At 48.3% G+C, this 24,461-nt stretch carries 23 protein-coding genes; 5 read left to right on the top strand and 18 right to left on the bottom strand.

Annotated elements, in window-relative coordinates; genetic code table 11:
• Window positions 1–6: 6 nt before the first annotated feature.
• The 12 genes from EYB58_RS19950 to EYB58_RS19895 all read right to left on the bottom strand — a co-directional run bounded on the left by EYB58_RS19950 (window position 7) and on the right by EYB58_RS19895 (window position 13,119).
• On the bottom strand, window positions 7–1,068 hold the full coding sequence (locus EYB58_RS19950; RefSeq protein WP_111955054.1) for a molybdopterin-binding protein: 1,062 nt from the start codon (window positions 1,066–1,068) through the stop codon (window positions 7–9).
• A gap of 125 nt (window positions 1,069–1,193) precedes the next feature.
• Window positions 1,194–2,603: a sigma-54-dependent transcriptional regulator gene (locus EYB58_RS19945; RefSeq protein ID WP_111955056.1), complete on the bottom strand. Its 1,410-nt coding sequence runs from the start codon at window positions 2,601–2,603 to the stop codon at window positions 1,194–1,196.
• Between the two features lie 3 nt (window positions 2,604–2,606).
• The gene (locus tag EYB58_RS19940) at window positions 2,607–4,115 is read right to left on the bottom strand and encodes a PAS domain-containing sensor histidine kinase (protein WP_111955058.1); all 1,509 of its coding nucleotides are present in this window, start codon (window positions 4,113–4,115) and stop codon (window positions 2,607–2,609) included.
• Window positions 4,112–4,588: a hypothetical protein gene (locus EYB58_RS19935; RefSeq protein ID WP_111955060.1), complete on the bottom strand. Its 477-nt coding sequence runs from the start codon at window positions 4,586–4,588 to the stop codon at window positions 4,112–4,114. Before EYB58_RS19935 ends, EYB58_RS19940 begins: the two co-directional genes overlap by 4 nt.
• Before the next feature lie 216 nt (window positions 4,589–4,804).
• A complete protein-coding gene (locus EYB58_RS19930; protein ID WP_111955062.1) occupies window positions 4,805–5,356 on the bottom strand; it encodes a hypothetical protein in 552 nt (183 codons plus the stop codon).
• A gap of 75 nt (window positions 5,357–5,431) precedes the next feature.
• Window positions 5,432–6,574 carry a sulfite exporter TauE/SafE family protein gene (locus tag EYB58_RS19925; RefSeq protein WP_111955064.1) on the bottom strand — a complete coding sequence of 381 codons (1,143 nt, stop codon included), beginning with the start codon at window positions 6,572–6,574 and terminating at the stop codon, window positions 5,432–5,434.
• Between the two features lie 100 nt (window positions 6,575–6,674).
• Entirely contained in the window at window positions 6,675–7,436 is a 762-nt protein-coding gene (locus tag EYB58_RS19920; protein WP_111955066.1) for a 2Fe-2S iron-sulfur cluster-binding protein, read from the bottom strand.
• Window positions 7,429–7,878 carry a CBS domain-containing protein gene (locus EYB58_RS19915; protein ID WP_111955068.1) on the bottom strand — a complete coding sequence of 150 codons (450 nt, stop codon included), beginning with the start codon at window positions 7,876–7,878 and terminating at the stop codon, window positions 7,429–7,431. Before EYB58_RS19915 ends, EYB58_RS19920 begins: the two co-directional genes overlap by 8 nt.
• Window positions 7,875–8,093 (bottom strand): hypothetical protein, encoded by a 219-nt coding sequence (locus tag EYB58_RS19910; protein ID WP_111955070.1) that lies wholly within the window; start codon window positions 8,091–8,093, stop codon window positions 7,875–7,877. The genes EYB58_RS19915 and EYB58_RS19910 overlap by 4 nt, the downstream gene beginning before the upstream one ends.
• Window positions 8,094–8,107: 14 nt before the next feature.
• Entirely contained in the window at window positions 8,108–10,273 is a 2,166-nt protein-coding gene (locus EYB58_RS19905) for an FAD-dependent oxidoreductase (protein ID WP_111955072.1), read from the bottom strand.
• Between the two features lie 9 nt (window positions 10,274–10,282).
• Entirely contained in the window at window positions 10,283–10,798 is a 516-nt protein-coding gene (locus EYB58_RS19900) for a 4Fe-4S dicluster domain-containing protein (protein WP_111955074.1), read from the bottom strand.
• 236 nt (window positions 10,799–11,034) lie between these two features.
• Window positions 11,035–13,119: a molybdopterin-dependent oxidoreductase gene (locus EYB58_RS19895; RefSeq protein ID WP_111955076.1), complete on the bottom strand. Its 2,085-nt coding sequence runs from the start codon at window positions 13,117–13,119 to the stop codon at window positions 11,035–11,037.
• Between the two features lie 238 nt (window positions 13,120–13,357).
• Between EYB58_RS19895 and EYB58_RS24530 the strand changes: the two genes are divergently transcribed.
• On the top strand, window positions 13,358–13,480 hold the full coding sequence (locus tag EYB58_RS24530) for a hypothetical protein (protein WP_278186265.1): 123 nt from the start codon (window positions 13,358–13,360) through the stop codon (window positions 13,478–13,480).
• Window positions 13,481–13,591: 111 nt separating this feature from the next.
• On the opposite strand, the gene EYB58_RS19890 is transcribed toward EYB58_RS24530, so the two are convergent.
• The 6 genes from EYB58_RS19890 to EYB58_RS19865 form a co-directional block, all read right to left on the bottom strand.
• Window positions 13,592–14,080: a cupin domain-containing protein gene (locus EYB58_RS19890; protein WP_242637451.1), complete on the bottom strand. Its 489-nt coding sequence runs from the start codon at window positions 14,078–14,080 to the stop codon at window positions 13,592–13,594.
• Between the two features lie 1,113 nt (window positions 14,081–15,193).
• Window positions 15,194–16,228, bottom strand: coding sequence for a phosphagen kinase (locus tag EYB58_RS19885; protein ID WP_111955080.1), 1,035 nt, complete (start codon window positions 16,226–16,228; stop codon window positions 15,194–15,196).
• The gene (locus EYB58_RS19880) at window positions 16,218–16,406 is read right to left on the bottom strand and encodes a hypothetical protein (RefSeq protein ID WP_111955122.1); all 189 of its coding nucleotides are present in this window, start codon (window positions 16,404–16,406) and stop codon (window positions 16,218–16,220) included. Before EYB58_RS19880 ends, EYB58_RS19885 begins: the two co-directional genes overlap by 11 nt.
• A 105-nt stretch (window positions 16,407–16,511) precedes the next feature.
• A complete protein-coding gene (locus EYB58_RS19875; RefSeq protein WP_111955082.1) occupies window positions 16,512–17,441 on the bottom strand; it encodes a homocysteine S-methyltransferase family protein in 930 nt (309 codons plus the stop codon).
• A gap of 351 nt (window positions 17,442–17,792) precedes the next feature.
• On the bottom strand, window positions 17,793–19,955 hold the full coding sequence (gene katG / locus EYB58_RS19870) for a catalase/peroxidase HPI (RefSeq protein ID WP_111955084.1): 2,163 nt from the start codon (window positions 19,953–19,955) through the stop codon (window positions 17,793–17,795).
• A 76-nt stretch (window positions 19,956–20,031) separates the two neighbouring features.
• Window positions 20,032–20,475 (bottom strand): Fur family transcriptional regulator, encoded by a 444-nt coding sequence (locus tag EYB58_RS19865; protein WP_111955086.1) that lies wholly within the window; start codon window positions 20,473–20,475, stop codon window positions 20,032–20,034.
• 427 nt (window positions 20,476–20,902) lie between these two features.
• Between EYB58_RS19865 and EYB58_RS19860 the strand changes: the two genes are divergently transcribed.
• The 4 genes from EYB58_RS19860 to EYB58_RS19845 all read left to right on the top strand — a co-directional run bounded on the left by EYB58_RS19860 (window position 20,903) and on the right by EYB58_RS19845 (window position 24,461).
• Window positions 20,903–21,877 carry an AAA family ATPase gene (locus EYB58_RS19860; RefSeq protein WP_111955088.1) on the top strand — a complete coding sequence of 325 codons (975 nt, stop codon included), beginning with the start codon at window positions 20,903–20,905 and terminating at the stop codon, window positions 21,875–21,877.
• A 114-nt stretch (window positions 21,878–21,991) separates the two neighbouring features.
• Window positions 21,992–22,867 (top strand): DUF58 domain-containing protein, encoded by an 876-nt coding sequence (locus EYB58_RS19855; protein WP_111955090.1) that lies wholly within the window; start codon window positions 21,992–21,994, stop codon window positions 22,865–22,867.
• The gene (locus tag EYB58_RS19850; RefSeq protein ID WP_111955092.1) at window positions 22,867–23,430 is read left to right on the top strand and encodes a hypothetical protein; all 564 of its coding nucleotides are present in this window, start codon (window positions 22,867–22,869) and stop codon (window positions 23,428–23,430) included. The genes EYB58_RS19855 and EYB58_RS19850 overlap by 1 nt, the downstream gene beginning before the upstream one ends.
• Window positions 23,430–24,461 (top strand): VWA domain-containing protein, encoded by a 1,032-nt coding sequence (locus tag EYB58_RS19845; protein WP_111955094.1) that lies wholly within the window; start codon window positions 23,430–23,432, stop codon window positions 24,459–24,461. The genes EYB58_RS19850 and EYB58_RS19845 overlap by 1 nt, the downstream gene beginning before the upstream one ends.

Below are 24,461 nucleotides of genomic sequence, written 5' to 3'. Positions count from 1 at the left end.
GCTATGTCAGATGCTTTTCCCAAAAGCGCAGTTGGGAAACCGGCAGGTCGGGCAGTTCAGGCACAGCCCGCCGTGGCAAAGGCTTGCCAGTTCCCTTTTTCCAGGACGCTCTCCGGCCATGACCCGGGGAAGAATCAGGTCAAATATGGTGGTGCGGTGATACAACCCGCAGGCCGGCAGCCCCATGATAGCGGTATCAGAGGTATAGCCCAAAAGAAACATGGCGCCGGGCAGCACTGCCGATGAGTAGTGGACTTCATCAAAACCGACAGCCTCAATAGATTCCCGGGTGACATCATCGGGGTCCACGGACATGCCACCGGTGGTGATGATCAGATCGGTCTCTTTTTTCATGTAATCCTGGATTTGGGCGGTGATGCGCTCCCGGTCATCGGGCAGGATATTTATCTCAAGCACATGGGCCCCAAACTGGGCAGTTTTTTCTTCCACAATGGCCTGGAACCGGTCCTGGATCAGGCCGTCATAAACCTCATTGCCGATGATGGCCAGACGGATTTTCAACGGGTTGAACACTGAAACGCTAAAAATGGGGTAGGCGGATTTAGCAAGGGCCGTTGCCTGGTCGAGGTTTTCCCGGTCAATGACCAGGGGGATGGCCCGGGTGGCTGCCAGGCTGTCGCCTTTGTTCACGGCCGTATTGGTATGGATACTGGCGCACATGACATCGTCCAGCATGTTGAATTCCGTCAATGCGTCCACATTCACCCGGAACAATCCTGGATATGCCGCATACAGCTCCAGCTTGCCTTCGCTGGGTGTGGCGGAAAACTCAACTCCCGGTCCGGCCAGGGCCGATGCAAGTTCAAACACTGCCTCATCCTCATGTACCTGGGTCTCATCGAGATCCAGCACATAGAGGTTGTTTTTCCCCATGCGCATGAGTCGACAAATGTCCCCGGCTTGGACCTGGTGTCCCCGTTTGAAGGCCGGTCCCTTGGATTTGGCAGGAATGATTTCAGTCATGTCATGGGCAAGGGTCATGCCGCAGGCGTCCTGGACAGGCACGGTTTTAAAGGGATATTGTTGTGGGTGCAGCTGTTTTTTCATGGTTAAATATCGGCTTAAAATAAGATCCAAATACGCAGTTTCGGCACAGGATCATGTTGTTTTTAAACACTTCCTTATTTATTAATTTAACAATTAATATTAGCATAATTACGATTTTGTAAAGTTCAGGACGGCTTGTTTCGAAATTTTTCAGGATCAATGGCATATCGTTTCATGATCTGCTGAAGGGCCTGGCGATCCATGGCGCAACGCCTGGCTGCCTGGGTGATATTGCCTTTGGTCATGGAGAGCATGGCGCCGATGTAGTTATGGTTAAATTGAGTCAGGATGCTTTCCTTGGCTTCCTTATAGGTCAGTTGCCCAATATCCTTGCCAAAGTTCATGCTAACAAAGTCATTGGGCCCATTTTTATCGATGGGGATATCGGCCAGGCCGATGGTATCTGAGGTCGAATAGAGAATCCCCTGGACAAGTACATTTTCAAGTTCTCTGACATTGCCCGGCCAGGGGTGCTTCATGAGAAGATCCATCACGTTTTCAGATAAATGCTTGGCCGGTTTGTTTAATTTTTCACAGTTTTTGACCAGAAGATGATCGCACAACAGCGGGATATCCGTCACCCGATCCCTTAACGGCGGCAATTCAATGGTGATCACCGAAAGCCGATAGAAAAAATCTTCCCTGAATTCCTTGTCTTTGATTTTTTGCGGCAGATCCTGGTTGGTAGAAGTGATAATTCTGACATCCACATGATCCACCCGGGTGTCGCCCAAGGGTTTGACCTCCTTTTCCTGGATCACCCTTAACAACTTGGTCTGGATGTTGGGGCCTATATCTCCGATTTCATCCAGGAAAATGGTGCCGTGGTCGGCTTCTTGGAAAAGTCCTGTTTTGTCCCGGTATGCATTGGTGAATGCGCCTTTTTTATACCCGAATAATTCACTTTCAAGGATATGTTCGGGGATGGTGGGGCAGTTGATTGGGATATATGGTTTATTTTTTCGGGGGCTTAGGGCATGAATGGATCTTGCTGTCAGATCCTTGCCCGTTCCGGATTCTCCGGTGATCAGAACTGTGACATCAGAGTCAGCAATTAAGGCTATTTTTTCAAACACTTTATGCATGGCAGGGCTTTGCCCGATCAAGGGCAGGGATTCGGTCTGACAGGCTTTCTGGAGTCGGCGGTTTTCGGATATAAGTCGGCTGCGTTCCAGGGCTTTCCGGATCTTAAAAATGATTTCAGCCTGCTCAAAGGGCTTGGCAATGAAATCGTAAGCGCCTTTTTTAATAGCTGTCACAGCAGATTCGATATTGCCGTAAGCGGTGAGCATGACCACAGTGAGATCCGGATACCGTTGTTTCAATTGTTCCAGAAGATCAAACCCATCCATTTCCGGCATGCGGATGTCACTGATGACAAGATCAAAGGTCGTGTCGGCCAGTCCAAGGATGTTCAGGGCCATTTCACCGGAGAAAGCCATGGTCACCCGGCAGTTCAGTTCCGGTTCAAGGGTGCGTTGGAGAAGGCGGGTCATGTCCTTTTCATCATCCACCACGAGAATATTGGGTGTCATCTTTTATTCCTCATTGCTGTTGATGTTCAAAAGGGGCAACCGGATGGTGAATTGCGCACCCTGGCTTTTCCGGTTTGCAGCCATGATCTTCCCCTGGTGGTGACGGATAATGCCGTATCCCACGGAAAGGCCTAACCCTGTGCCCTGACCCACAGGTTTGGTGGTGAAAAAGGGATCGAAAATCCGGGGCATATGGTGTTTGGAAATGCCGGTGCCGTTATCTCGGACATGAATGAGCATATGGGCCTTCTCTTTTTGGGTCACGAGTTCTATGAAACCGTCCGAGTTATCCTTAATGGCGTGGCAGGCATTGATCATCAGGTTTAAAACCACCTGGGTTAGTTCCTGGGCATTGCCCTGGACCCAGAGGCGTTCATTTTCCCACAAATTGAGCTGTATTTTAACGTTTCTGAAATCAGAATGATTTTTTAGGAAATTGACTACACCGTGTAACTCTTTATGAATATCAACGTTTTTCACTTCCCTGGAACCCTTTCTTGAAAAGGAGAGCAGGTTACTGACGACGTTCCGGCAATTTTTTACGTGTTTTTCGATGATTTTCAAATCTTCTTCAAATTCGGACGACTCTTTGAGCATAAGCTGGGTGTAGCCAAGAATGATGCCCAAAGGGTTATTGATTTCATGGGCCACACCTGCGGATAGTTCACCTATAGCCGCTAATTTGTCGGCTTGGGCGATCTGCTGCTCCATCTGTTTTTTTTCGTTAATATCCTTGATGATAAAATGAAAGGTTTTAGCACAACCGAACGCGCCGTAATCGACGCCGCCGGTGATCATTACCCGGATCTCCATATTATCTGATTTTAAAAACTCGCACTCTTCGTTGAGGACATATTCGTTGGTATTTAAATGTGTTAAAATATGCTCCCAGTCCTGGGCATGGGCGATAAAATCCATTAGTCCCATGTTCTGTTCCAGCATCTGTTCCTTTTTGTATCCTGTCAGGGCGATGCCGGCGTTGTTAATTTCCTGGATTTTGAAATGGGCATCGGTTACTAAAATGGTGTCCAAAGAGTATTCAAAAATGCGTCGGGCCTTATGTTCGGAAGTTGTGAGCATTTCCGTACGTTCAACCACTTTTTGTTCCAGAGTCTGGTTTAAACTTAAAAGCTGACCATGAGTAATTTCCAGTTTTTTTCGGGACGTCAGAATCTTTTCGTTGATCTTCCAGCTCTGGTTGAAAAACAGGGTGATCAGGCTTACCAACATGAAAGAGATTGTGTTGATACTGCCGGAAAAGGCCGCGATCATCTGCCAGGTGTCGGTATGGGACGTTAAAATCAGAAATTGCCGCAGGATATGGCCAAAGGATCGTGATACGCTAAAGATCATAAATCCTGTGGAGATCCAGACAAGATAAAGAAACAACGCATTATCCTGGTCGGTTTCCCTTAAAATTTTGGCCTTGTAGCAGCATAGAAGGGAGAGCACTACCATGGCAAAGGAGCCTATAATATCTATCACCACCATGGGTAGATATGGGGTAATCATGGATTTTGTCCTTGTCCGGCTTTTTGTTCGTCCACCAGGCAGGAAAGCCCCTTGTACATCAGAAACATAGCCGGAACGCATAGCAAATGGTCCAGTTTAAGGCCGTAATATAACCAGCCCAGCAGGCTTGAATTGTTCTGGGTCTGGATTCTGGCATACCCATTGGCGAGTTGCTCTATACTGACCGCATAGATCTGGTTGTCCAGGAAATGAGCAGCAAGGGCGCAGCCGTTCCAGAGGATAAAAAAAAATGCTGAAAATTGTATCAGGCGCCATCCTTTGTGTATAGTCAATCCCTTGCCACTGATGATGAATATAAGCACAACCATTGAGAAAAGAAAAAACAGGTGTCCGATCTGGTGGGTAATGATCCCTTCAGAACTTGAATGAAACTGCAGCGCGTACAAATTCCCGGGCAATCCCAGGAGAAGATATACCAGAACCATCAGTACCCTGCGATTAAGATGTTTCACGGTTTTATTTCCTCAATAGGTTTTTGTATAACAGCGATGGGCTGACTTGATCTATCGACACCCAGGCTCAGCCCCAACGAAAGTTGAAAGATCTGTGTCGCTTACACAGACTTTCATATAATATTTTTATTATAGAAACCAATTATTGGGGTTTCAATGGGAAATTCGTTCCGGAATCTGGCGAAACGCCTTCCTTATAAGTATAATTTTTGGGATTCAGGCTGACATTTCGGTCAGCTTCCTGTGAACTGAAGCGAAATAGGGTAGATGGGGCCTAAGTTTTCCGAAAACGATTCGTGCCAGAATATAAATGGGGAAGAACGAAAATGTATAGCCCACAGAATCTGTAACTATGGAGAACGGAAAAGCAATGGGAAAATCAATACCGGCAAATCGTGTCTGCATCCAGCCCAGGGCAAAGGGTACGGGCCAGAGGATGGCGGCCGAATGAGCCAGCATGGCAAAAAATTTGCGTCCCCAAGCATCTGTGGCCTCTTTATTCAGCGCTTTGTATCCGGCCATGTCTCCTGTTTCATAGGCCTTAATGGAAAGCGTTTCCTTTTCTTTCATTCGGTGGGAGAGGCCGGTAAGATAAGGGGTGTTGACCTTTATAGCAAGTGAAATGGTCAATTCTCCCAAAAGGACGGCAATAAGGGAAAAGCAGAACGTCCCGATCATATAATCAACCATACTAATGCCCGTCATCCGGTAAAAAAAAATAATATAGTTGTCAATAGCGTAGTAGAACTGATCAAATCCGTTGACCATTTTTTATTCCTTTTGATTTACGTTTTCCGGCAGGCGACCATTGGGGGCCGCCTGCCAGACATTATTAATAGTATCCTAAGGGACTGGAATACCGAAAAAACCTCTCAGTGTATAGCGGATGCCGATGTAGAACGCCAATATCAGGAAAAGCCATTTTAAAGCCTTTTCAGGAATGTACTTTCCGGTTCTGGGTCCGATCATGGATCCAACAAATACGCCCACAAGTTCAACGCCGATCATGGGCCAGTAAACCACAACCCCTTTGAGCACCATGAAATTGAAAATGGAAAAAAACATTCCGATGAGAACAGCCACAGATGAAGTGCCGGCAACAACGTACATGGGAAGCCCCACAACACTGGTCAAAAAAGGCACGTAAAGGAAGCCGCCGCCTACACCGATGAAGGAGGCCAGTGCAGAGATACAAAATCCCCCGATAAAGGCCCAAATAGGGTTGAATGAAAATTTTTGGCCGAAAAAAGAAACTTCGGCTTTGGTAATGCTCCAGTTTAGGATTTTTACCCCCTGGCCTTCAATGGAACCCTTATTTTTGACCGTATCTTCAAATGCCTTGGCAGCGGCCTTGGCTGCTGTTTTTGAGGCCTGGCCCTTGGGAGACATTTCATAGACCATAAAGGTAAAAATCAGGAACACACATAGTCCGAACCAGCCCTGGTACTGTGAAAAACTTACCTTTCCGGCCGTGGTAAATACCACCAGAAACGTGGCAAAAAGTGCACCGATACCCATGAAAATACCCAGAGAGGTCACCAGACGTTTTTGTCTGCCGTAGTTTATGGTGGAGACAAGTGCGGACAACCCACCCAACCACTGGTTGGAAACGCGGATGCTGTCGGTGAGTATCTTGTTGATGGCGGGTGAGGTATCTTTAAATGTTTTGGCATAAGGCCCCATCCCGTAAATGGAAATATGACCCACGCCGGCCATAACCCCACCAAACGCGCCTATGGTTGAGAAAATCCAGCCCACCCAGACAGCCCAACAAAAACAGAGTAACAAACCCGGAGACGGTGCTCCCGGAATGCCGAAAATGCCTGCCGAAGCAGACGGATCAATCTGTCCCGGTCCCGTGCCCTGGGGCACTGCTGCAATGGCATCGGCAAGCGGGTCGGCCATAACAGGCGTCGCAGCGATCATCGGCAGCACCAGTGCTGCTGCCGTCAAAAACAACAAAAACCACTTAAACTTCAATTTCATTCATTTTCTCCTTAACATGGTAATATCCGAACTTGTCGGAAACTCTGGGTCAATATCTTGCCGGTGCGGACGCGTGAAGGTCGTGCATCAGAACCTTAAATTATTTTCTTAAATGCGCATTTTCCGTACGTGCTCGACGGGACATCATTTTGGTGCATGACGGACAAAAATGATGACCTATTCCGGCGGCATGGATGTGATCGCCTGTATTATCATCCACATGGGCCAGAAACTGCGCAGTTGCATACTGTCTGCCGCAGGCTTCACATCGTACAAGGGGCAGGCGGCTTAAAACTTTGTCACCAATGGAAACGGTTCTGACATTGTCCTGGTCCTTGACGGTTATAAATTGGGTGGGACAGAGATTGGCACAGGTGCCGCAGCCGATGCAGGTACCGTCACCCGGCCCCACATGGCTACCGGTTTCAGTTTTGATCATGGCAATGGCCCTTGCGCCTATTATGTCGTTACAGACCCGCACACAAAGCCTGCAGCGGATGCAACCATCCGGCTTTGGTACCACCGGCACATTAAATTTTTCAGCCAGTTCCCGGATTCGTACCGAGTCCGGTGCCATGGACAGCAACCTGTCAAAGGCCTTTTGCCTGTGGGCAGTCACCAGATCCGATTCGGTCCTGATTTCAAGTCCGGGTTTGACCTTGAGAATACAGGAGAGCATCACCACTTTTTTTCCTGAAGCCCGACCGGTTTCCACACCACAAAGACGGCATGCCCCAGACGGCTTGAGTGCCGGATGAAAGCATAGGTAGGGAATGGGAATTCCGTGTGCCCGTGCGGTTTTCAAAACAGTGTCACCTTCCTTTGCCGCTACTGTTTGCCCGTTAATACTAATCTCAATCATGGACCGCATCCTGGAGGTCGGTTATATAATCTTTCAGATAGTGAAGTTCCTGGGTTAATGCCCCCACATGGGCCTTGACAAGGTCTTCCAGCGCAATCAATGCAATTATTTTTTTGTTGCCCACCACGGGCAGATGACGAATCCGTGCTTTGATCATCATGGCCATGGCTGCATCCACTGAATCCTGTGGTTCTGCCACAATCAGTTTGGATGTCATCACCTTGTCAATGGTTACCTGGTCGATTTGTTTGTCAGGAAACAGGATCTGGCAGCGGATCAGATCCCTTTCCGTGAAAATGCCCACTGGCATTTCATCTGCCATTACTACTATTGCAGAGACCCCATAGGCGGACATCTGCTGCAGGGCATGAAAGACGGTTTGATCGCCTTTCACCGTATGAAAATGACCTGTATCTCCTTTAATTAAATCGTTGACCTTCATGCTTTATCTCCCAATCGTTTGAGGCAATCTTGTGGAAGCCGGTGGGTGCCTTTGCCTTCCAGGCTTACCTCCACCAGAGCGTCCGGGTCGTTCACCGAAGTGTCCGGGTCCACAATAAATCCATGACAACCTATGAAATCATTCATGTAGTCCTCCCAAGCATCGTCCGTGGACGCCTTGAATACCTCTATTTTATCTCCCCGTTGAAATGTCATCTTTGCCTCCTATTTTAAACGATGGGTAAAGCGCCGCTGTTTGCGGCGTTGGAAATCGCAGTTTTTTGGCGCAGGCAGTTATTACAAAGCAGCCGCGTTTCCGTGGCTTGTGTCAGGCTTCTGGTTTTTCTGGCAATAAAACGGGTATATTCCACGGAGCCAAGTTTTGCACCGCAGGATTCACAATACTGTATAGTCTGACTGTTCAGGATGGTGCCGCACAGCAAAAGCCTTCGCTGACCATCTTTTTCATCAATTTTTAATGCATTATTTTCACAATTGGCCGCACATGCCCCGCAGGTGATGCAGTTTTCCGCCGTGACCCTGAAATCGGTGGGACCGCTTTTATCAAAATCAAGGTATCCCAACTTCAGGGCATTGATCCCCATTTTATCCCGGCAGATATCTACGCATTTGCCGCAGCGCCGGCAGATATCACAGCGCAGGCACCGGGCAGCCTCCTGGCGGACATCGGCTTCCTCATACCCCAGTTCCACCTGCTGGAAGGTGGTTCTGCGCCGATAGAGGTTAAGCATGGGCATTTCCGGCGGTTTAATGGTCATTTTCCGGTGAGCTGTCATCTCAATAACGGGTTCAGTCTTGTGGCGTACCGGCCATCTGGGGGCGCGAGGCTGGGGAATTCCGTGAAGATAGCGGTCAATGGCGTCAGCAGCCCGTTTGCCGCCGCCAATGGCTTCGATCACTGTGGCAGGGCCGGAGACCGCGTCTCCGGCGGCAAAGACGCCTGGCTGGGCCGTTTCCATTCCGGCGTGATTGACATCAATGGTGCCCCGGCGGGTCCAGTTGATGCCGGTAAACGCTTCCATACCTTCGTTGTCCACAAACTGACCAATGGCGGAGATCACGACATCTGCCCGGATCTCAAACTCCCCGCCTTCAATGGGAACCGGTGCCAGGCGGTCGGAGCCTTTTTTTGCTTTTAGTTCTGCCTTAATACATGAAAGGGCATGAATATTTTGCCCTTCGCCCTTTACTGCGGCGGGAATGGTCAGAAAAGAGAACTCAATGCCTTCCTCTTCAGCCTGTTCCACCTCTTCCTCATCAGCAGGCATCTGATCCCGGGTCCGTCTATAGGCAATGGTGACGCGCTCGGCGCCCAGGCGCAGGCTGGTGCGGGCCGCATCAATGGCCACGTTGCCACCGCCCACCACCACCACATTTTTTCCAGGACAGTGGTGATCGCCCAGGGCAACTTCCCTTAGAAAACGGACCGCTTCAATGACTTTGGGAAAATCTTTTTCCCCCTCAATACTCAAGGTCCATGCCTTATGGGCACCAATGGCAATGCAATAGGCCTCAAATCCCTCCCGGTCAAGTTCCTCCTTGGTGACATCTTTGCCGAACCGCGTATTATACTGGATTTCTACGCCCAGGTCTTCAATCATGGCCACTTCCCGGTCAATGACTTCCCCTGGCAGGCGATACCGGGGAATACCCACCATGAGCATGCCGCCGGGCACGGGCAACGCCTCGATGATCCTGACGCCATAGCCCATGAGCGCCAGATAATATGCGCAGGAAAGACCGCCCGGGCCTGCGCCTACCACACATACCTTTTTGCCGTTGGCCGGCTTGGGGGTTGGATTGGTATAGGCCCGCTCAGACATGGCGCGTTCGGCAGCAAATGCTTTTAGAAATTTAATGGAGATAGCCTTGTCGATCCTGGCCCTGACACACATCATTTCACAGGGCCGGGTACAGATCAGGCCGCATACCCATGGCAACGGATTGTCCCGTCTAATCACCTCAATAGCTTCGGCATCCTTTCCCTGGGCGATAAGCGCAAGGTATGTGGGGATGTCAATCCCGGCGGGACATGCCATCTGGCAGGGGGAGGGTGCAAGTTTTCCGCAGTCGTGGGTCGGACAGTTCCGGGTCTGAATATGGTTGATAAATATTTCTCGGTTATCGGTCAGAAGCCCTTGAATGGTCCTGCCTGCCTGCCGGGTCTGTTCCGGACTGCGGGGATTATTATACTCTTTGACCAGGGTTTCAATGGCGGACAGATGATCCTCTCCTGCCGTGCCTTCGGCTATCTCTTCGACCAGATTAAGGATTTGTTCGGAAATCCGCCGGCCTTTTGGGTCGGACAGTCCTTTGGGGCCGATCAGGTTGGTTAAAAAAAGAATGGTTTGTCGAACCGGGCAGATCTTGTCCATATCGACTCCTTAAAAGCTTGTGTGCTCAAAGGAAGTCACAGACGCTGCATGGCGCTCCCTTCGGATTTGAGTCATTTCTTCGACCTTGCCGAATTTAAGGCAGCCTGTGGTGCAGCTGGTCACGCAGGCAGGGGCAAGCCCCTGGTCGATTCGATCCATGCAGAAATCGCATTTTTCAACCTTGCCGATCTCCTGGTTCCACTGGGGAGCCCCCCAGGGGCAGGCGGATATGCAGGTTTTGCATCCCACACAAAGGTCCTGGTCCACAAACACAATTCCGTCTTTGCTGCGCTGCTGCATGGCGCCGGTGGGGCAGGCTGAAACGCACCAGGGGTTTTCGCAATGAAAGCAGGACATGAAAATAAATGATGTCCTTGGCACCTCTCCAACGGTCTTGGGACCCACCTGGATAATCTGGCAGGGTTTCGGCCCTTCGGGTAATTTTTTATTGGCCTTGCAAGCCACCTCACAGGTGTGGCAGCCGATGCATTTTTGGGTATCCTGAAACAGGTAGTATTGGCTCATGGTGCCTCCGGTGTCCAGACTAACACATGTTTAGTTCATTTTTTGTGAAAGTCAAAACAACTTAAATTATTAAATTAACAAAAGTGATTTTAATTTTGCGGACTCCTGGAATTTGGACAGTATCTGTATTCCAGGTAGTGCGTCGCCGATGTGCAATAAATACTTTGCGCTGCAAGTTTTTTATTGCACTTAGGGGCTCGGAAAAAATAAATACCATAGATTTTGTGCCGAGTCCCTTACACCTTGGACACCGTGACGAAGTGCTCCTGGTACGCAACTGCACCGCCAGCTTTATCCCAGATATCCAGGCCGCCTGCCATGAATTTGTTGTCGGCAAGGCCTTTGCCGAATGCCCGGCTTTCGACCTTAATGCGGTGGCCAAATCCGTGGATTAAAAAGACGGCCTCCGGGTGGATATGGTCAGTGACCTGGGCCCGGATGGTTTCCGAATAGCCGTTCTGGCTCATGGTGACAATGTCTTTGTCTGATATGTTAAGCTTTTGAGCCTCGGCCGTGTTTATCCACAAGGTGTTTTCCGGCATCTGTTCGCCTAAAAGGGGATTGTTTACAGTGTGGCCTTGAGTGTGAAGGGCGCATCTGCCAAATGTTAACCTGTATTGACCCGCCTTTGGGAATGTCGGCGGTTCATAGGGTCTCAAAGAGGGCTGGCCGTTTTCTTCCAGATTTTTGGAAATGATTTTAATTTTACCTGAATCGGTTCCAAATTTGTAATCTTCAAAGTTTTTATACCTCGCCTTATCTGTCAGGTTCACCAGTCCCTCGGCGTTGAAATCTTCAATGGTAACGCCGGTATCCTTGAGTTGAAAATTCCACAGGTCTTCCACCCGGTCAAAGACCAGGTCCGGCAGGTCCATGCGGCGGGCAAGGCCTGAGATGATCTCCCAGTCTGCCAGGGAGTCATATCTGGGTGCCACTGCCCGTTTTCGGACAAAAAAGTACGGTTTCAGGTCATTTTTTGTGGCGATGATACTTTCGCGTTCAAGGTAGGTGGAAAGCGGCAAGACAACATCTGAATGCCAGGCCGTGTCTGACCATGAAAAAGTGACTGAAACCAGTAAGTCCAGCTTGTCCCATATCTGCCGCAACCGATCCGGGTCCGGATATCCCATGAGTGGATCATGGCGGTAGGCAATGTAGGCCTTAAGAGGGTATGGCTCCTGTTCTTCCATGGCCTTGAATGTCAAATGCGTAAGACCTGGGCCTTTTTCAAAGTGGGTGTATTTCCAGCCCACGCCGTCGGCACGTTTTTCATCAGTGGAGGGATAAAGATCCATGAATGATTTCAAGCCGTTTATTCCAACATCAGCAGGCTTTGATACAAAGGGAAGGCCGCCTTTTGCCCCATAGCTGCCCAAAAGGGCGTTGATGATATAAATGGAGCGGCAGACATAAAAGGAATCTTTGTATCTTGCTGTCATCCAGCCCGGATGCCAGATCACCGATGGTGAGGCCTTTGCCAGTTCCTGCACAAAGCTGCGAAGCGTGGTGGCTTCAATGCCGGTCTCTTTTTCAGCCCATTCAGGCGTATAGGGGGTGACAAATTCTTCAAGCGCCTTGAATCCTTCCACATAGCGGCTAACAAATCGTTCATCATAGAGCTGCTTGTTGATGAGTTCATGAATGACTGCCAGGTTAAACGCATAGTCGGTGCCGGGACGGATCATCATAAATCGGCTGGCCTTGGCTGCGGATATGTTGGCCCGGATATCGATCACCGTGAGTTTACATCCTTTTTCCAGGGCATCCATAAGGTCGTTGACTTCCTGAACATTGATGGCTTCAAAGATATTTCTGAACTGAAGCACGACATGCTTTGCATTTTTTAGGTCGTAGGAGACGGCTTTTCTGCCCATACCGGTCAAGGAAAGCGCTGCATGCTGGACATTTCTGGCACAGGACGAGTCGTGGTTGTTGTAGTTGGGGGTACCAAGACCTTTAAGAAAGGCCCGGTGCATATCCCTGAACGGCCCACCCCTGTCAGAAAAGGTGATGGCCCGGGCTCCGTATTCGTCTTTAATCTGGTTGAGTTTTTTTGCCACAAAATCCAGTGCCTCGCCCCAACCGACTTTGCGCCATTTACCTTCCCCGCGCTCACCTGTACGGATCAAAGGCGTCTGGGGTCGCTCATTGTCGTTGAGAAGCGCTGTTCCCGCCGCACCCCTCGGGCAGACTGCGCCCTTCATGGCCGGGACATGGGGGTTGCCTGAAATAAATTCAACCTGGCCGTTTTCAACTTCCACCTGGATGGGACAGCGTACCGTACACATGCCACAGACACTGAACACCGATTCTTTGGTCATATTTGTTCTCCCTGAGGGACTGTTATTTTCCCGGAACCATGGTCCGGAATATATCATTATTTAGATTTCAGGATTTGGATTATGCCATAACCATGCCATGGGTTTGGTTTGCCCGAATATTTTTTATTAAATAGCTTAATATATTGAATTTTAAAGGTATTTTGTAATCATGGCCGTGTCGGTTCTTTTGCTGATAACGCCTTAAATGTCTCCTTGGGTAAGACAGGAGATTATTTAGGTGCAAGTATTTTATTGCACAGATGTTGAATGCAAGTATTTTATTGCACAGATCGAATGGGGATACTGGAAAGATACCACCACCCTTGATCAAGCCTATGAGACGAAACTGCCGCCTAAATAGGGCACTGGGTTCCAAATGGGGTGGCGTCGGGTGACCGGCTCCTCTACCAGATAGTGAATTCTTTTGGGAAGGATCAATCCGTGGATACCTTGCCTATTATTTTTATACTATTCAGAAGAGTTTTTTGCCAATATGTCCGGCCAGTTCCGGGGCTAATGAAACAAGTTTTTCTGCCGCTTGGGATTCGTACGCCATAAGCGTAAAATCCGAAAATTCAAAACCGGGGGCGACTGAACAGCCGAGCAGTACCGTCTCTGAAATGGGCTCAGCTGCCTGCCAGGTGCCTGCGGGGACAACATGGCAAAAACGGTTTTCCCTGGCTGATAAAGTCACACATTGAGGCGGCGTGTCTGTTTCATCCCATAGAAATAGATGGATGCCTTCTCCCTGATAAAGATTCCAGATTTCATCTGATGTCACTTTATGAAATCGGCTGACCTCTTCGGGGTTTAACGAGAAATAAATATGGGTTAAGGCGAATCTGGAAGTTCCGTCATCTTTAGATACTGTGTGGGCAGATCTGAAAACTTCACGATATCTGCCCCCCTCCGGATGTTCTATGAGATCAATTGGCTTCATCGTTATAATTGGATGATTCATTTGATTGTTCTTTCGTTTAAGTTCTTTATAGTTGTATTAAAGGCTCTTAGGACTGAGGATTTAATAACACCCGAAAGTGTTTTCGTCTAATGCCTGCAATCAAGCAAGTCAAAGCCTCAATTTAGAAACTTATTTAATCCGCAGTCCTTAGTATTTTGTATCGCAGGGCAATTCAAGTACAAATGTCGAACCGCATCCAATCCCTTCGCTATAAGCATGTTGTCCACAACATGCATGTATTGCATTATTAATTAGATTCAATAAAATCTGCAGTACCTTATGTTTGTCCACCGTAATGTCGGGTACCGAGTCATAATGCCGATCAACAGTGATCTGTTTTTGGGATAAAGAACCGGCATCCCAAAACCACCGAAAACCAAAAAAGGCTGCCTGGTTACCCCGGCAGCCTTTTTCGGAAAAGGAAAAAAAGATGAAAAAAATATCTTAAAAAGTTTATAATGCACCTTGTATGCCAAAGTATATTAGAAAACACTAACCCATTGTTTTGTAAGCAGAATGGCCAGTCGTTAAATTGGGTGCCTCGTTTTTTATCTTCCATAAATCTCAAAAAAGTTTAAAATTTTGAACTTATGAGGCTTGTCTGCTTGTATAACTACTTTATTTTTAATAGAAATTTTGGGGTTTATGGGCGTGAACTTTTAGTGAACGACCGGGTTCACAATTATGAACTTGATCCTGAATAACAGCCATGGGCTGACCTGGCCTATCAATACTTATATTTAATTCACAATGAAATATTATATGAATTCAATGGGTTGCTTAACTTTCATATGAAATATAGCCCGCTCAATCATTAAGTTTGCACGTATCAAGTCTGCACGTATCTGTTTAAAATTTCATGATAGGCTCTCGTCTACTTGAATTTGGATAATACCTGGCTGAATTGGTCTGGTAAAAGATTATACTCCTGTTTTTTTGGTAGATCCCCAAGAACAACGGTTTAAAAATACCCCCAGTAAATTTGTAGTGGTTATCCGATTAATGCCAACGGCTCAATTGGAGAAATAAATTTTTTACCCGAATGTTCCATCTGATATTCTTGCCAGTAAGTACGGTTCTGTGAGAGGGATTAGGCCGGATTAATTATCCGATTCACTCGACTCTATTTTCTGCCTCAATCATGGCCTGCACCCCCCTGTAAAGATCCTTTAAAATGGTATTGGCGCTGATACCTAACCTGCGGGCATTGGAGATGTCAAAGACGGCTTCTTCAACAGCGGTTTTTTCCCCGCCCGTGCCCCGCAGCTGCAGGTGGTGCTCCCTGGTTATGGCTTTAAGAAAAGATGGGTTTTGTTCCAATTTTTCAAGATGGATGTGCACACCTGCCCGCATGGCTGTCCCGATATTGGTAGGGCAGGCTGTGAGGAATCCTTTTTCCCGGTCAAAGGCAAAATCAAGTTTGTCGTCCAAGGCCCTGATCATCTGTATCATCCGGTTGAAAACATAAGCAATATTTCCGCCCTCAGATTGGGCTATGATGCGCATATGATCTTCCTCATTGACCCATACCCGGACCACTTTGTCCCGGCTTGTGAATATGCCGCGTCCAAGGGGATAATCCCGGTTTATGCCTGCAGCATCCATGAACCGGTCGCCTTTAGGAAAGGCCAGCCCTTTTTTTAGCAGGGTATTGAACTGTTTTTTATTCAAATCCGTAAAAGCGGTATAAGTGCCGGATAGTTTTTCGGGCAGGGTTTTAAATGCCTGTTTTACCGTCTCTTCCAGGGCCAGTCGCTGATCTGTGTTCATGTTTCCTGAAAAAGGAAACCGATATAGGTTTCTTGCCACCCGTATCCGGGATGAACGTATGAATATCTGTTCCGGGTCTAGGTCCGCCAAAATCGCTTCCTGCAGGCCGGGCTTATGAGACCAACCCGGATCAAGGTGGTGGTAGTCCTCAATGATGGGTAGCAGCACCGGTGCAAAGCAGTCGTAGCTTTCCATATCCCCGGCATAGATGCCAATGTTGGAATCGGGGTTTTCAATGCCGGACCTGATGGCCTGATCAATACTGTATCCCGACGAGGTGCGGATCTCTTTAAGGTCGTTATAAAGTTTAAGGGTCAGGTATTGTTTTATTTTGGAACGGGAGGAGACGTGAAAAGGTAGTCCCGAGTTAGCTTTCATAATGGGAGGACTGGGAAGATATACCCCGGGCCAGACAGGTCTGGATCTGGTCCAAAAGAATGCAGTCCGCGTGGCATTTTGGCAGGTGTTCCCTGAATTCACAATTGACGCATGGGCTTTGGGTCAGATAGCCTATTTCAAAATCAAATAAATCTCTTTTAACTGCTTGCTTGTCCATATCTTTCATATATTCTAAGGGTTGAAATGACAGCTTTTATATCATTCTATTTAGGCCCGGGTCAATATCCGGGTTACAAAAGCGATTACGAATAATGGTGACGCCTTACGCGTAAACCAGCTTTTTGGATAAGACCGAAATATGCTCGGGGCCGATCCCACAGCATCCACCGATCAGTGTTGCGCCTTCCTGAACCCATTTTTGAGCCCAGTTCAGATATGATGAGGGGGTTAAATCAGTACGCATATCGTTGAGTTTTTTGTTTGCCTTTGCATCTTCAGGTTGCGGCGGAAAAGCATTGGCATAGGCGCCAATTTCAATATTCCCAACGCCTAAGCGTGCCAATTGACTTTGGGTTACCTTGATGGCCTGACTGATCACCTCGGGTTGGCAGCAGTTAAATAAGATAGCATCCACCTTGGCATTGACCATCGCTTTGACCGCATCAGCCACAGATTCGCCGGACCGTAATACTGGTTCACGATTTAAATGTAAATCGTCCAGGGTGAAAGAGATCCAGAACGGCTTGCTTGACATGTCCAGTTGATCCGTCAAGGACTTGATCCTGAGCGGTTCATCAATCAGACTCTGGGTTTCACATAGCCATAAATCTATATACGGAGAAAGCCCCTCTACTAAAGGGGTTGCAATTTCAACCACCCGCTCCGGCCGGTACAGATCGGCACGGTAGGAGCCAAACAATGGAGGGATGGAACCTGCAACACATATGCGGGTCCGGGTTTCGGTTCGGGTTTCATTGACGGCTGCCCGAGCCGTTTTTCCGGCGATAGTTGCCAGCGTCCTGCTCTGTTTTTTAAATTTTTCTTCGCCAATATGAAAAGGGACCAGGGCATAGCTGTTGGTTGTTATAACAGATGCGCCGCTTTCAATAAATGATTTATGGACCGCCTTGACAACCGAAGGGGCCTCCATAATGGCCAGTGCTGACCACTCCGGCTGCCTGAACGGTGCGCCCTGCCGTTCCAGCTCCCTGCCAATGCCACCGTCCATAATCGTCACTTTCCCCGATGCCATTGCGTGTTCCTTATGTTTTGTTTGACGTTCAATTGATTAAAGAGTAATCTTATTCGTGCAAAAAAATCAATAAAATATTCCGGCTCAGAAGATTTAGGCGGGCTGAACTCCTTTCTTATACTGAACACAGTTTAATCATCATAACTATCAATAATGGTCCTGGCTTTTAAATTCGGCATTGATGGTATTTTGTTTAAGGGGTAACCTTACTGAAGAATCAGTTGTAGGATGCCCTCCCCAAAAAAAAACAAAGTAGTTAATAGTTTTAATCAAATACCATTTTCGTTTGCCGATCAATCATTTAGCCGTTCAGTGAATTCTTAAAATTCATCGGCTCCCTTTGTATTAAAATCATTCAAGGTCAAAGCGATCAGCGTTCATAACCTTTGCCCAAGATGCTACAAAGTCGTTAACAAACTTTTCCTTATTGTCATCCTGGGCATACACCTCGACGTATGCGCGAAGGATCGAGTTGGACCCGAAGACCAGATCCGTTCGTGTTGCCGTCCACTTGACTTGCCCCGTTTTCCGGTCGCGGATTTCATACAGGTTTTGGCCAGCCGGTTTCCATGTATAATTCATGTCAGTTAGATTTACGAAAAAGTCATTGGTCAGTACCCCTTCGTTCTCGGTGAATACACCGTGTTTGGCTCCGCCGTGGTTGGTGCCGATAACGCGCATGCCGCCCACCAGCACCGTCATTTCATGGGCGGTCAACCGCATCAGTTGTGTGCGGTCTAACATCATCTCTTCCGCACTAACGACATAGTCCTTTTTGAGCCAGTTGCGGTAGCCGTCATGAAGGGGTTCCAGCACTTCGAAGGATTCGACATCGGTCATTTCCTCGGTTGCATCACCACGGCCAGGCAAAAAGGGGACTGTAACATCGAAACCGGCAGCCTTTGCGGCCTGTTCGACACCCACATTCCCGGCCAGAACGATGACATCTGCCAGGCTTGCACCACTATTGGCAGCAATGCCTTCAAGAACCGACAGTACCTTGTTCAGACGCTTCGGTTCATTTCCTTCCCAATCTTTTAGGGGGCTGAGGCGGATGCGCGCTCCGTTGGCACCGCCCCGTTTATCTGAACCCCGGAAGGTTCTGGCACTATCCCATGCGGTACAGACCATTTCACTGACACTTAGACCGCTGGCGGCTATTTTGTCTTTCAGTGCCTTGATATCGTAATCAGTGGGTCCGGCAGGAACCGGGTCTTGCCAGATCAGATCTTCCTGGGGTGCATCAGGACCCAAATAACGTGCCTTGGGTCCCATGTCACGGTGGGTCAATTTGAACCACGCCCGGGCAAACACTTCGGAGAAATATTCAGCGTCGTTGTAAAATCGTTCGGAAATCTTCCGATATTCAGGGTCCATCTTCATGGCCATGTCCGCATCGGTCATGATCGGATTGTACCGGATCGAAGCATCTTCGACATCCACGGGCTTGTCTTCTTCCTTAATGTCGACAGGTTCCCACTGCCAAGCACCGGCCGGACTTTTCTTCAGTTCCCACTCATGGTTAAGCAGCAAGTGGAAATATCCATTGTCCCATTGGGTTGGATTTGTGGTCCATGCGCCTTCAATGCCGCTGCTTACCGTGTCGCGGCCAATACCACGCTTGGTTTTGTTCATCCACCCCATTCCCTGGTCTTCAATCTCCGCAGCTTCGGGTTCAGGTCCAAGAAGTCCTGCATCTCCGTTACCATGGCATTTACCCACGGTGTGACCACCGGCGGTGAGGGCAACGGTTTCCTCGTCATTCATGGCCATGCGCTCAAAAGTTATGCGCACATCTCGGGCGGTCTTGAGCGGGTCCGGCTTGCCGTCCACACCTTCGGGATTGACGTAAATGAGCCCCATCATCACTGCGGCCAGGGGATTTTCCAGGTCACGTTTACCGGAATAACGGCTATTGGGGCTGTCACTTGTGGCCAGCCACTCCTTTTCCGATCCCCAGTAGGTGTCCTTTTCCGGGTGCCAGATATCTTCCCGCCCAAAGGCGAACCCGAAGGTTTTCAACCCCATGGATTCGTAGGCGATGGTGCCGGCGTAAGCAATCAAATCAGCCCAGCTTAATTTGTTGCCGTATTTTTTCTTTATGGGCCAGAGTAGACGGCGCGCCTTGTCAAGGTTCACGTTGTCCGGCCAGGAGTTGATCGGTGCAAAGCGTTGATTGCCGGTGCCGGCACCACCTCGTCCGTCAGCGATGCGATAGGTGCCGGCGGCATGCCAGGACATGCGGATCATAAGACCACCGTAATGACCCCAATCCGCAGGCCACCAGTCTTGGCTGTCAGTCATCAGGGCATGCAGGTCGTTCTTGAGTGCGGCCACATCCAGTTTCTTTAGTTCTTCCAGATAGTTGAACTCAGCCCCCATGGGATCGGTCTTGGAATCGTGCTGATGGAGAATGTCAAGATTAAGTGATTTGGGCCACCACTCCATGTTTGATATACTGGTCGACGTTGCACCACCGTGCATCACAGGGCACTTGCTTGCTTCATTAGACATGTTATTCTCCTTATTTTATAGTATTGATAAGAAATATTAGCTAATAATCGTTATCAACCAATAATAAAAAAATATATTAAACTTTTTTCGACAAACAATTACTGCAGATACCAAAAAAGTCTAACCGGTGATTTAAAATTTTAAAATTTGTTTTTTTTGTTACTTCTTTTGTCAGATTATCCAGACTGTCCAGGTTCGGATCGACAATTTTTTTACACTTCAGACAAATGACATGGGGATGGGGGTAAGGCTTATTCCCATCATACCGGTTGCTCCCATCTGGGAAACCAAGTTCAAGAACTTCACCAAACGATTTAATTAATACTAAATTTCTGTATACTGTTGCAAGGCTCATCGTGGGGAAATCGATTTTGATTTGATCATATATATCTTCAACACTTGGATGGCCTATACTTTTAGCAATAATTTTCACAATAGCAATCCTTTGGGGTGTTATCTTATGACCATTATCCCTTAATTTTTGGATAATAATTTCAAATCTTGTTTTTTGGGATTTCACACTTGGCCTCATCAATAATTAACGATAATGATTATTAATTAACTTTAATTATCATAATGGTCAAGTCTTTTTTCTATTTTAGGATTTCAGCGGCTATCAAAGCAGATTTTAAGCCTTATTACAGCGATTTTGTCTTTGTCGGGCATTCGGTCTCAATAATTAAAGGGAACATAGCCAAAAATTAAGGGGTTGCCATCAAATAGCACAAAGGGGTTGAATCGTGTCAACCTTGGGGATGCGTATGTTGTTTACATGTGATTGCCTTGATCCTGAACATAATCTTTTTGTCATTTGACACGACATTTGTGCGCACTATATTAAAAAAGAAAATTTTGTTCATTCAGGTCCGGGCCTTTTCTGGGGCTACTCAAAATAAAAGTCAAAAGTAAAGGTCAGGAATAGGCCAGAACACAAGGATTAACAAATTATGGAAGAAATCACAAAGCAGATTGAAAAAGCCCACCTTCTGGTGAACCGTATCCGCAGCGAGGTGGGCAAAACCCTGGTGGGTCAGGAAAAACTGGTTGATGGCCTGCTGACAGGCCTTCTCACCGGCGGGCATGTCCTCATTGAAGGGGTGCCGGGGCTTGCAAAAACCTCGGCAGTTAAGGCCTTGGCCGCCGCTATCCAGGCAGATTTCAAACGCATTCAGTTTACGCCGGATCTTTTGCCTGCGGATTTGACCGGTACCGAGATTTACCGGCCCAAAACCACGGATTTTATCACCCGGAAAGGCCCGTTATTCAACAATATTATTTTGGCCGATGAAATCAACCGGGCCCCTTCCAAGGTGCAGTCTGCACTTCTGGAAGCCATGGAGGAAAAACAGGTGACCATCGGCGACGCCACCTATACCCTGCCCGCACCCTTTCTGGTGCTGGCCACCCAGAACCCCATTGAGCAGGAGGGCACCTATCCGTTGCCCGAGGCCCAGGTGGACCGCTTCATGCTCAAAGTGCTGGTGGAATATCCCAGCCGAGCCCAGGAGCTTGAAATTCTTAAAAAAACAAGCTTTGCCGCAGTAGAAGAGATCTCGCCCGTTGTTTCATGTGAGGATCTTGCCGAATTAAAAAGTCTGGTGGATCAGGTGTATATGGATGAAAAACTCAAAGAGTATATTGTTAGCCTGATCTTTGCCACACGAAATCCGGAATCCAGCAAAATGCAGACCGGCCATTACATCGAATTCGGGGCATCGCCCAGGGCAACCATTTTCCTGGCCAAGGCCGCAAGGGTTGCTGCTTTTCTTGCAGGCAGGGCATATGTTACGCCCCAGGACATAAAACTTGCCGGACCTGATGTGCTGCGCCACAGAATTTTGCTCTCCTTTGAGGCCGAGGCCGAAGAGATTTCAACCGAGCAGGTGGTGGCGGATTTGTTCGATTCCGTAGAAGTACCATAAAAACAGCCACGGGCTGACCTGGTTTTTCTACAGGGGTCAACACACAATAAAAACTTAAAGATTTGTATAGGTTATAAATATTTTCTTACAAATTAAGTTACAGGTGATCATGCAATGATTCCTGCCCATATCATAAGAAAAATTAAGCAAATTCATATAAAGTCCCGCAAAACCGTCAATACCTTGATGGCAGGGCAGTACCGGTCTGTGTTCAAAGGCTCGGGTATTGAATTTGAAGAGGTGCGCGAGTACGCCCCGGGCGATGATGTCAAGTCCATTGACTGGAATGTTTCGGCGCGTACGGGCAAGGTATTTGTCAAACTTTTCAGGGAAGAGCGTGAATCCATTGTCATGCTGCTCATTGACATGAGCGCGTCTTTAAATTTCGGGACCCATTCGGGCAGCAAACTTGAGAAAGTGGCGGAACTGGCATCGGTTCTGGCATTCAACGCCATTAAAAATAATGACAAGGTGGGGGTTATTTTTTTCACGGACCAGGTGGAAAAGTATATCCCGCCTAAAAAGGGTTCTGCCCATGTCTGGCGGGTGATCAAGGAGATTTTTACCTTTGCGCCCGAGGGCGTGGGCACGGATATCGCGTGTGTCCTGGATTTCATGGCAAAAATCAGTAAAAAGCGCAGTTTTGCCTTTGTTATTTCCGATTATCTCTCTCCGGAATACGAAAAAAGCTTGCGGCTTTTAAACCGGCGGCATGAGGTAGTGGGTATGCGTGTGTTTGATGACGGGGCTTTTCACCTACCCTCTGCCGGTATTGTGCGGGTAAAGGATTTTGAAACCGGGGAAGAAACGCTCATGGATGCGGGCAGCAAAAAAATAAGGCAATGGTATACGGATCAACGGCAGAAAATCCATACCCTGACGGAATCGGTGTTTAGCAAATCCCGGGTGGATCTTGTGGATGTCACCACGGCAGATAGTGTATCCGACGTGTTGACCCGGTATTTTATGCTCCGGGAGAGTAGACGCTGATGATTGAAGATATTCATGACATACGGCCGCCGGTGATGACAGGCATGGATCCGGGACTGGTCCGGGGGCTTCTTTGGGGTGCAGGGGCAATGGTGCTTTGTGCGCTGATTGCCCTGATCATCCGGTATTGGCTTAAAAAAAGAAAGAAAAAGAGACAGGTGGCCCATGCCCTTCCTTTATTCACTCCATATGAGACAGCGGTGCGGGATCTGGAACAGTGCATGGCCGGCTTTGGCCACGATGCCAAAATTTTTTATTTTGAACTGAGCCGTATTCTAAAGGCTTATGTTTCAGGCACGTTCCAAATCAGTTGTTCCGAGATGACCTCCCAGGAGATGGCCAGGGCTGTAAAAAATCTCAAGTATTTGGATATCGGGCTTAAAACGGAATTGATTCAGTTCCAGGACCAGTGTGATCCCATCCGTTACATGCCCTTGGATGCCCAGGGGACTCTGGATGCCGGGCGCATGCAGCAGGATCTGGCCCTTGCCGGCAGTCTTGTAGCCCGGATTGAACAGATGATCGCAGATGCAACAGCTAAAGAAGATGCGGAGGGTGCCTGATGTTTCGATTTGCCTCCCCTTGGTTTCTGCTGTTGCTTATCCTGCCCTGGATCTGGCTGCTGATTCACACGGCCAAAAATACCAGACGGTTTTCATTCAAATGGATTCCCAAGTCTTCGGACCACAGTCTCCGGGTGTCAAGTTTGACCGGTACTTCCCGGGTGCCTTTCAGTTTCGCTGTTTTGGCGGCCCGTTTCATGCCCTTGGTAAAGGTGTTGGGCTTAAGCCTGATGATCATTGCCCTTGCCCGGCCCCAGGCCGGAGAGCGCAAGATCAATGTGGAGACCGAAGGGGTGAATATTGTTTTGGCCCTTGACCTGTCCGGGTCCATGAAAGCCCTTGATTTTAAACACGACGGCAAGATTGTCACCCGTCTTGACGCGGTCAAGGGGGTGGTTTCCGATTTTATCATGAAGCGGGAAGGGGATCGCATCGGCCTTGTGGTGTTTGGCACCCATGCCTTTACCCAGGTCCCGTTGACCCGGGACTACAACACCATTGCATTCATGCTCGATCATTTGAAGATCGGGGCTGCCGGACCCAGTACCGCCATTGGCGATGCCTTGGGCATTTCACTAAAGCGCCTGGAAGATATACCGGCCAAGTCGAATATTATTATTCTGCTCACCGACGGTAAGAGCAATGCTGGTGAACTGTCCTGGCAGGAGGCCGCTAAGATCTCCGCCCAAAGAAAGATTAAAATTCACACCATTGGCGTGGGCTCCAGGGGCAAGGTCCCTTTCCTTGTGGACGGGCTCTTTGGCAAGCAGTATGTGTATCGCCAGGTGGATATGGACTGGGATGCCCTGGATTCAATTGCCAAACAGACCGGGGGCACCTTTTTTAAAGCCAAGGATACCGACAGCCTTGCATCCATTTATAAGATGATTGATTCAATGGAAAAGACAAAGGTCAAGGTGGACAAATGGGTGGATTACAAGGAGCTTTATACCCTGTTCCTGATCCCGGGACTGCTGCTTTACCTTTCATGCCTGTGCCTTGGCAGCACAAGGCTTCTGGAGTTGCCTTAA

Source organism: Desulfobacter hydrogenophilus, from assembly GCF_004319545.1.
GTDB classification, from domain to species: Bacteria; Desulfobacterota; Desulfobacteria; order Desulfobacterales; family Desulfobacteraceae; genus Desulfobacter; species Desulfobacter hydrogenophilus.
The sequence above is the reverse complement of the archived record's forward strand: the minus strand, read 5'-3'. Positions and strand labels throughout refer to the sequence as shown.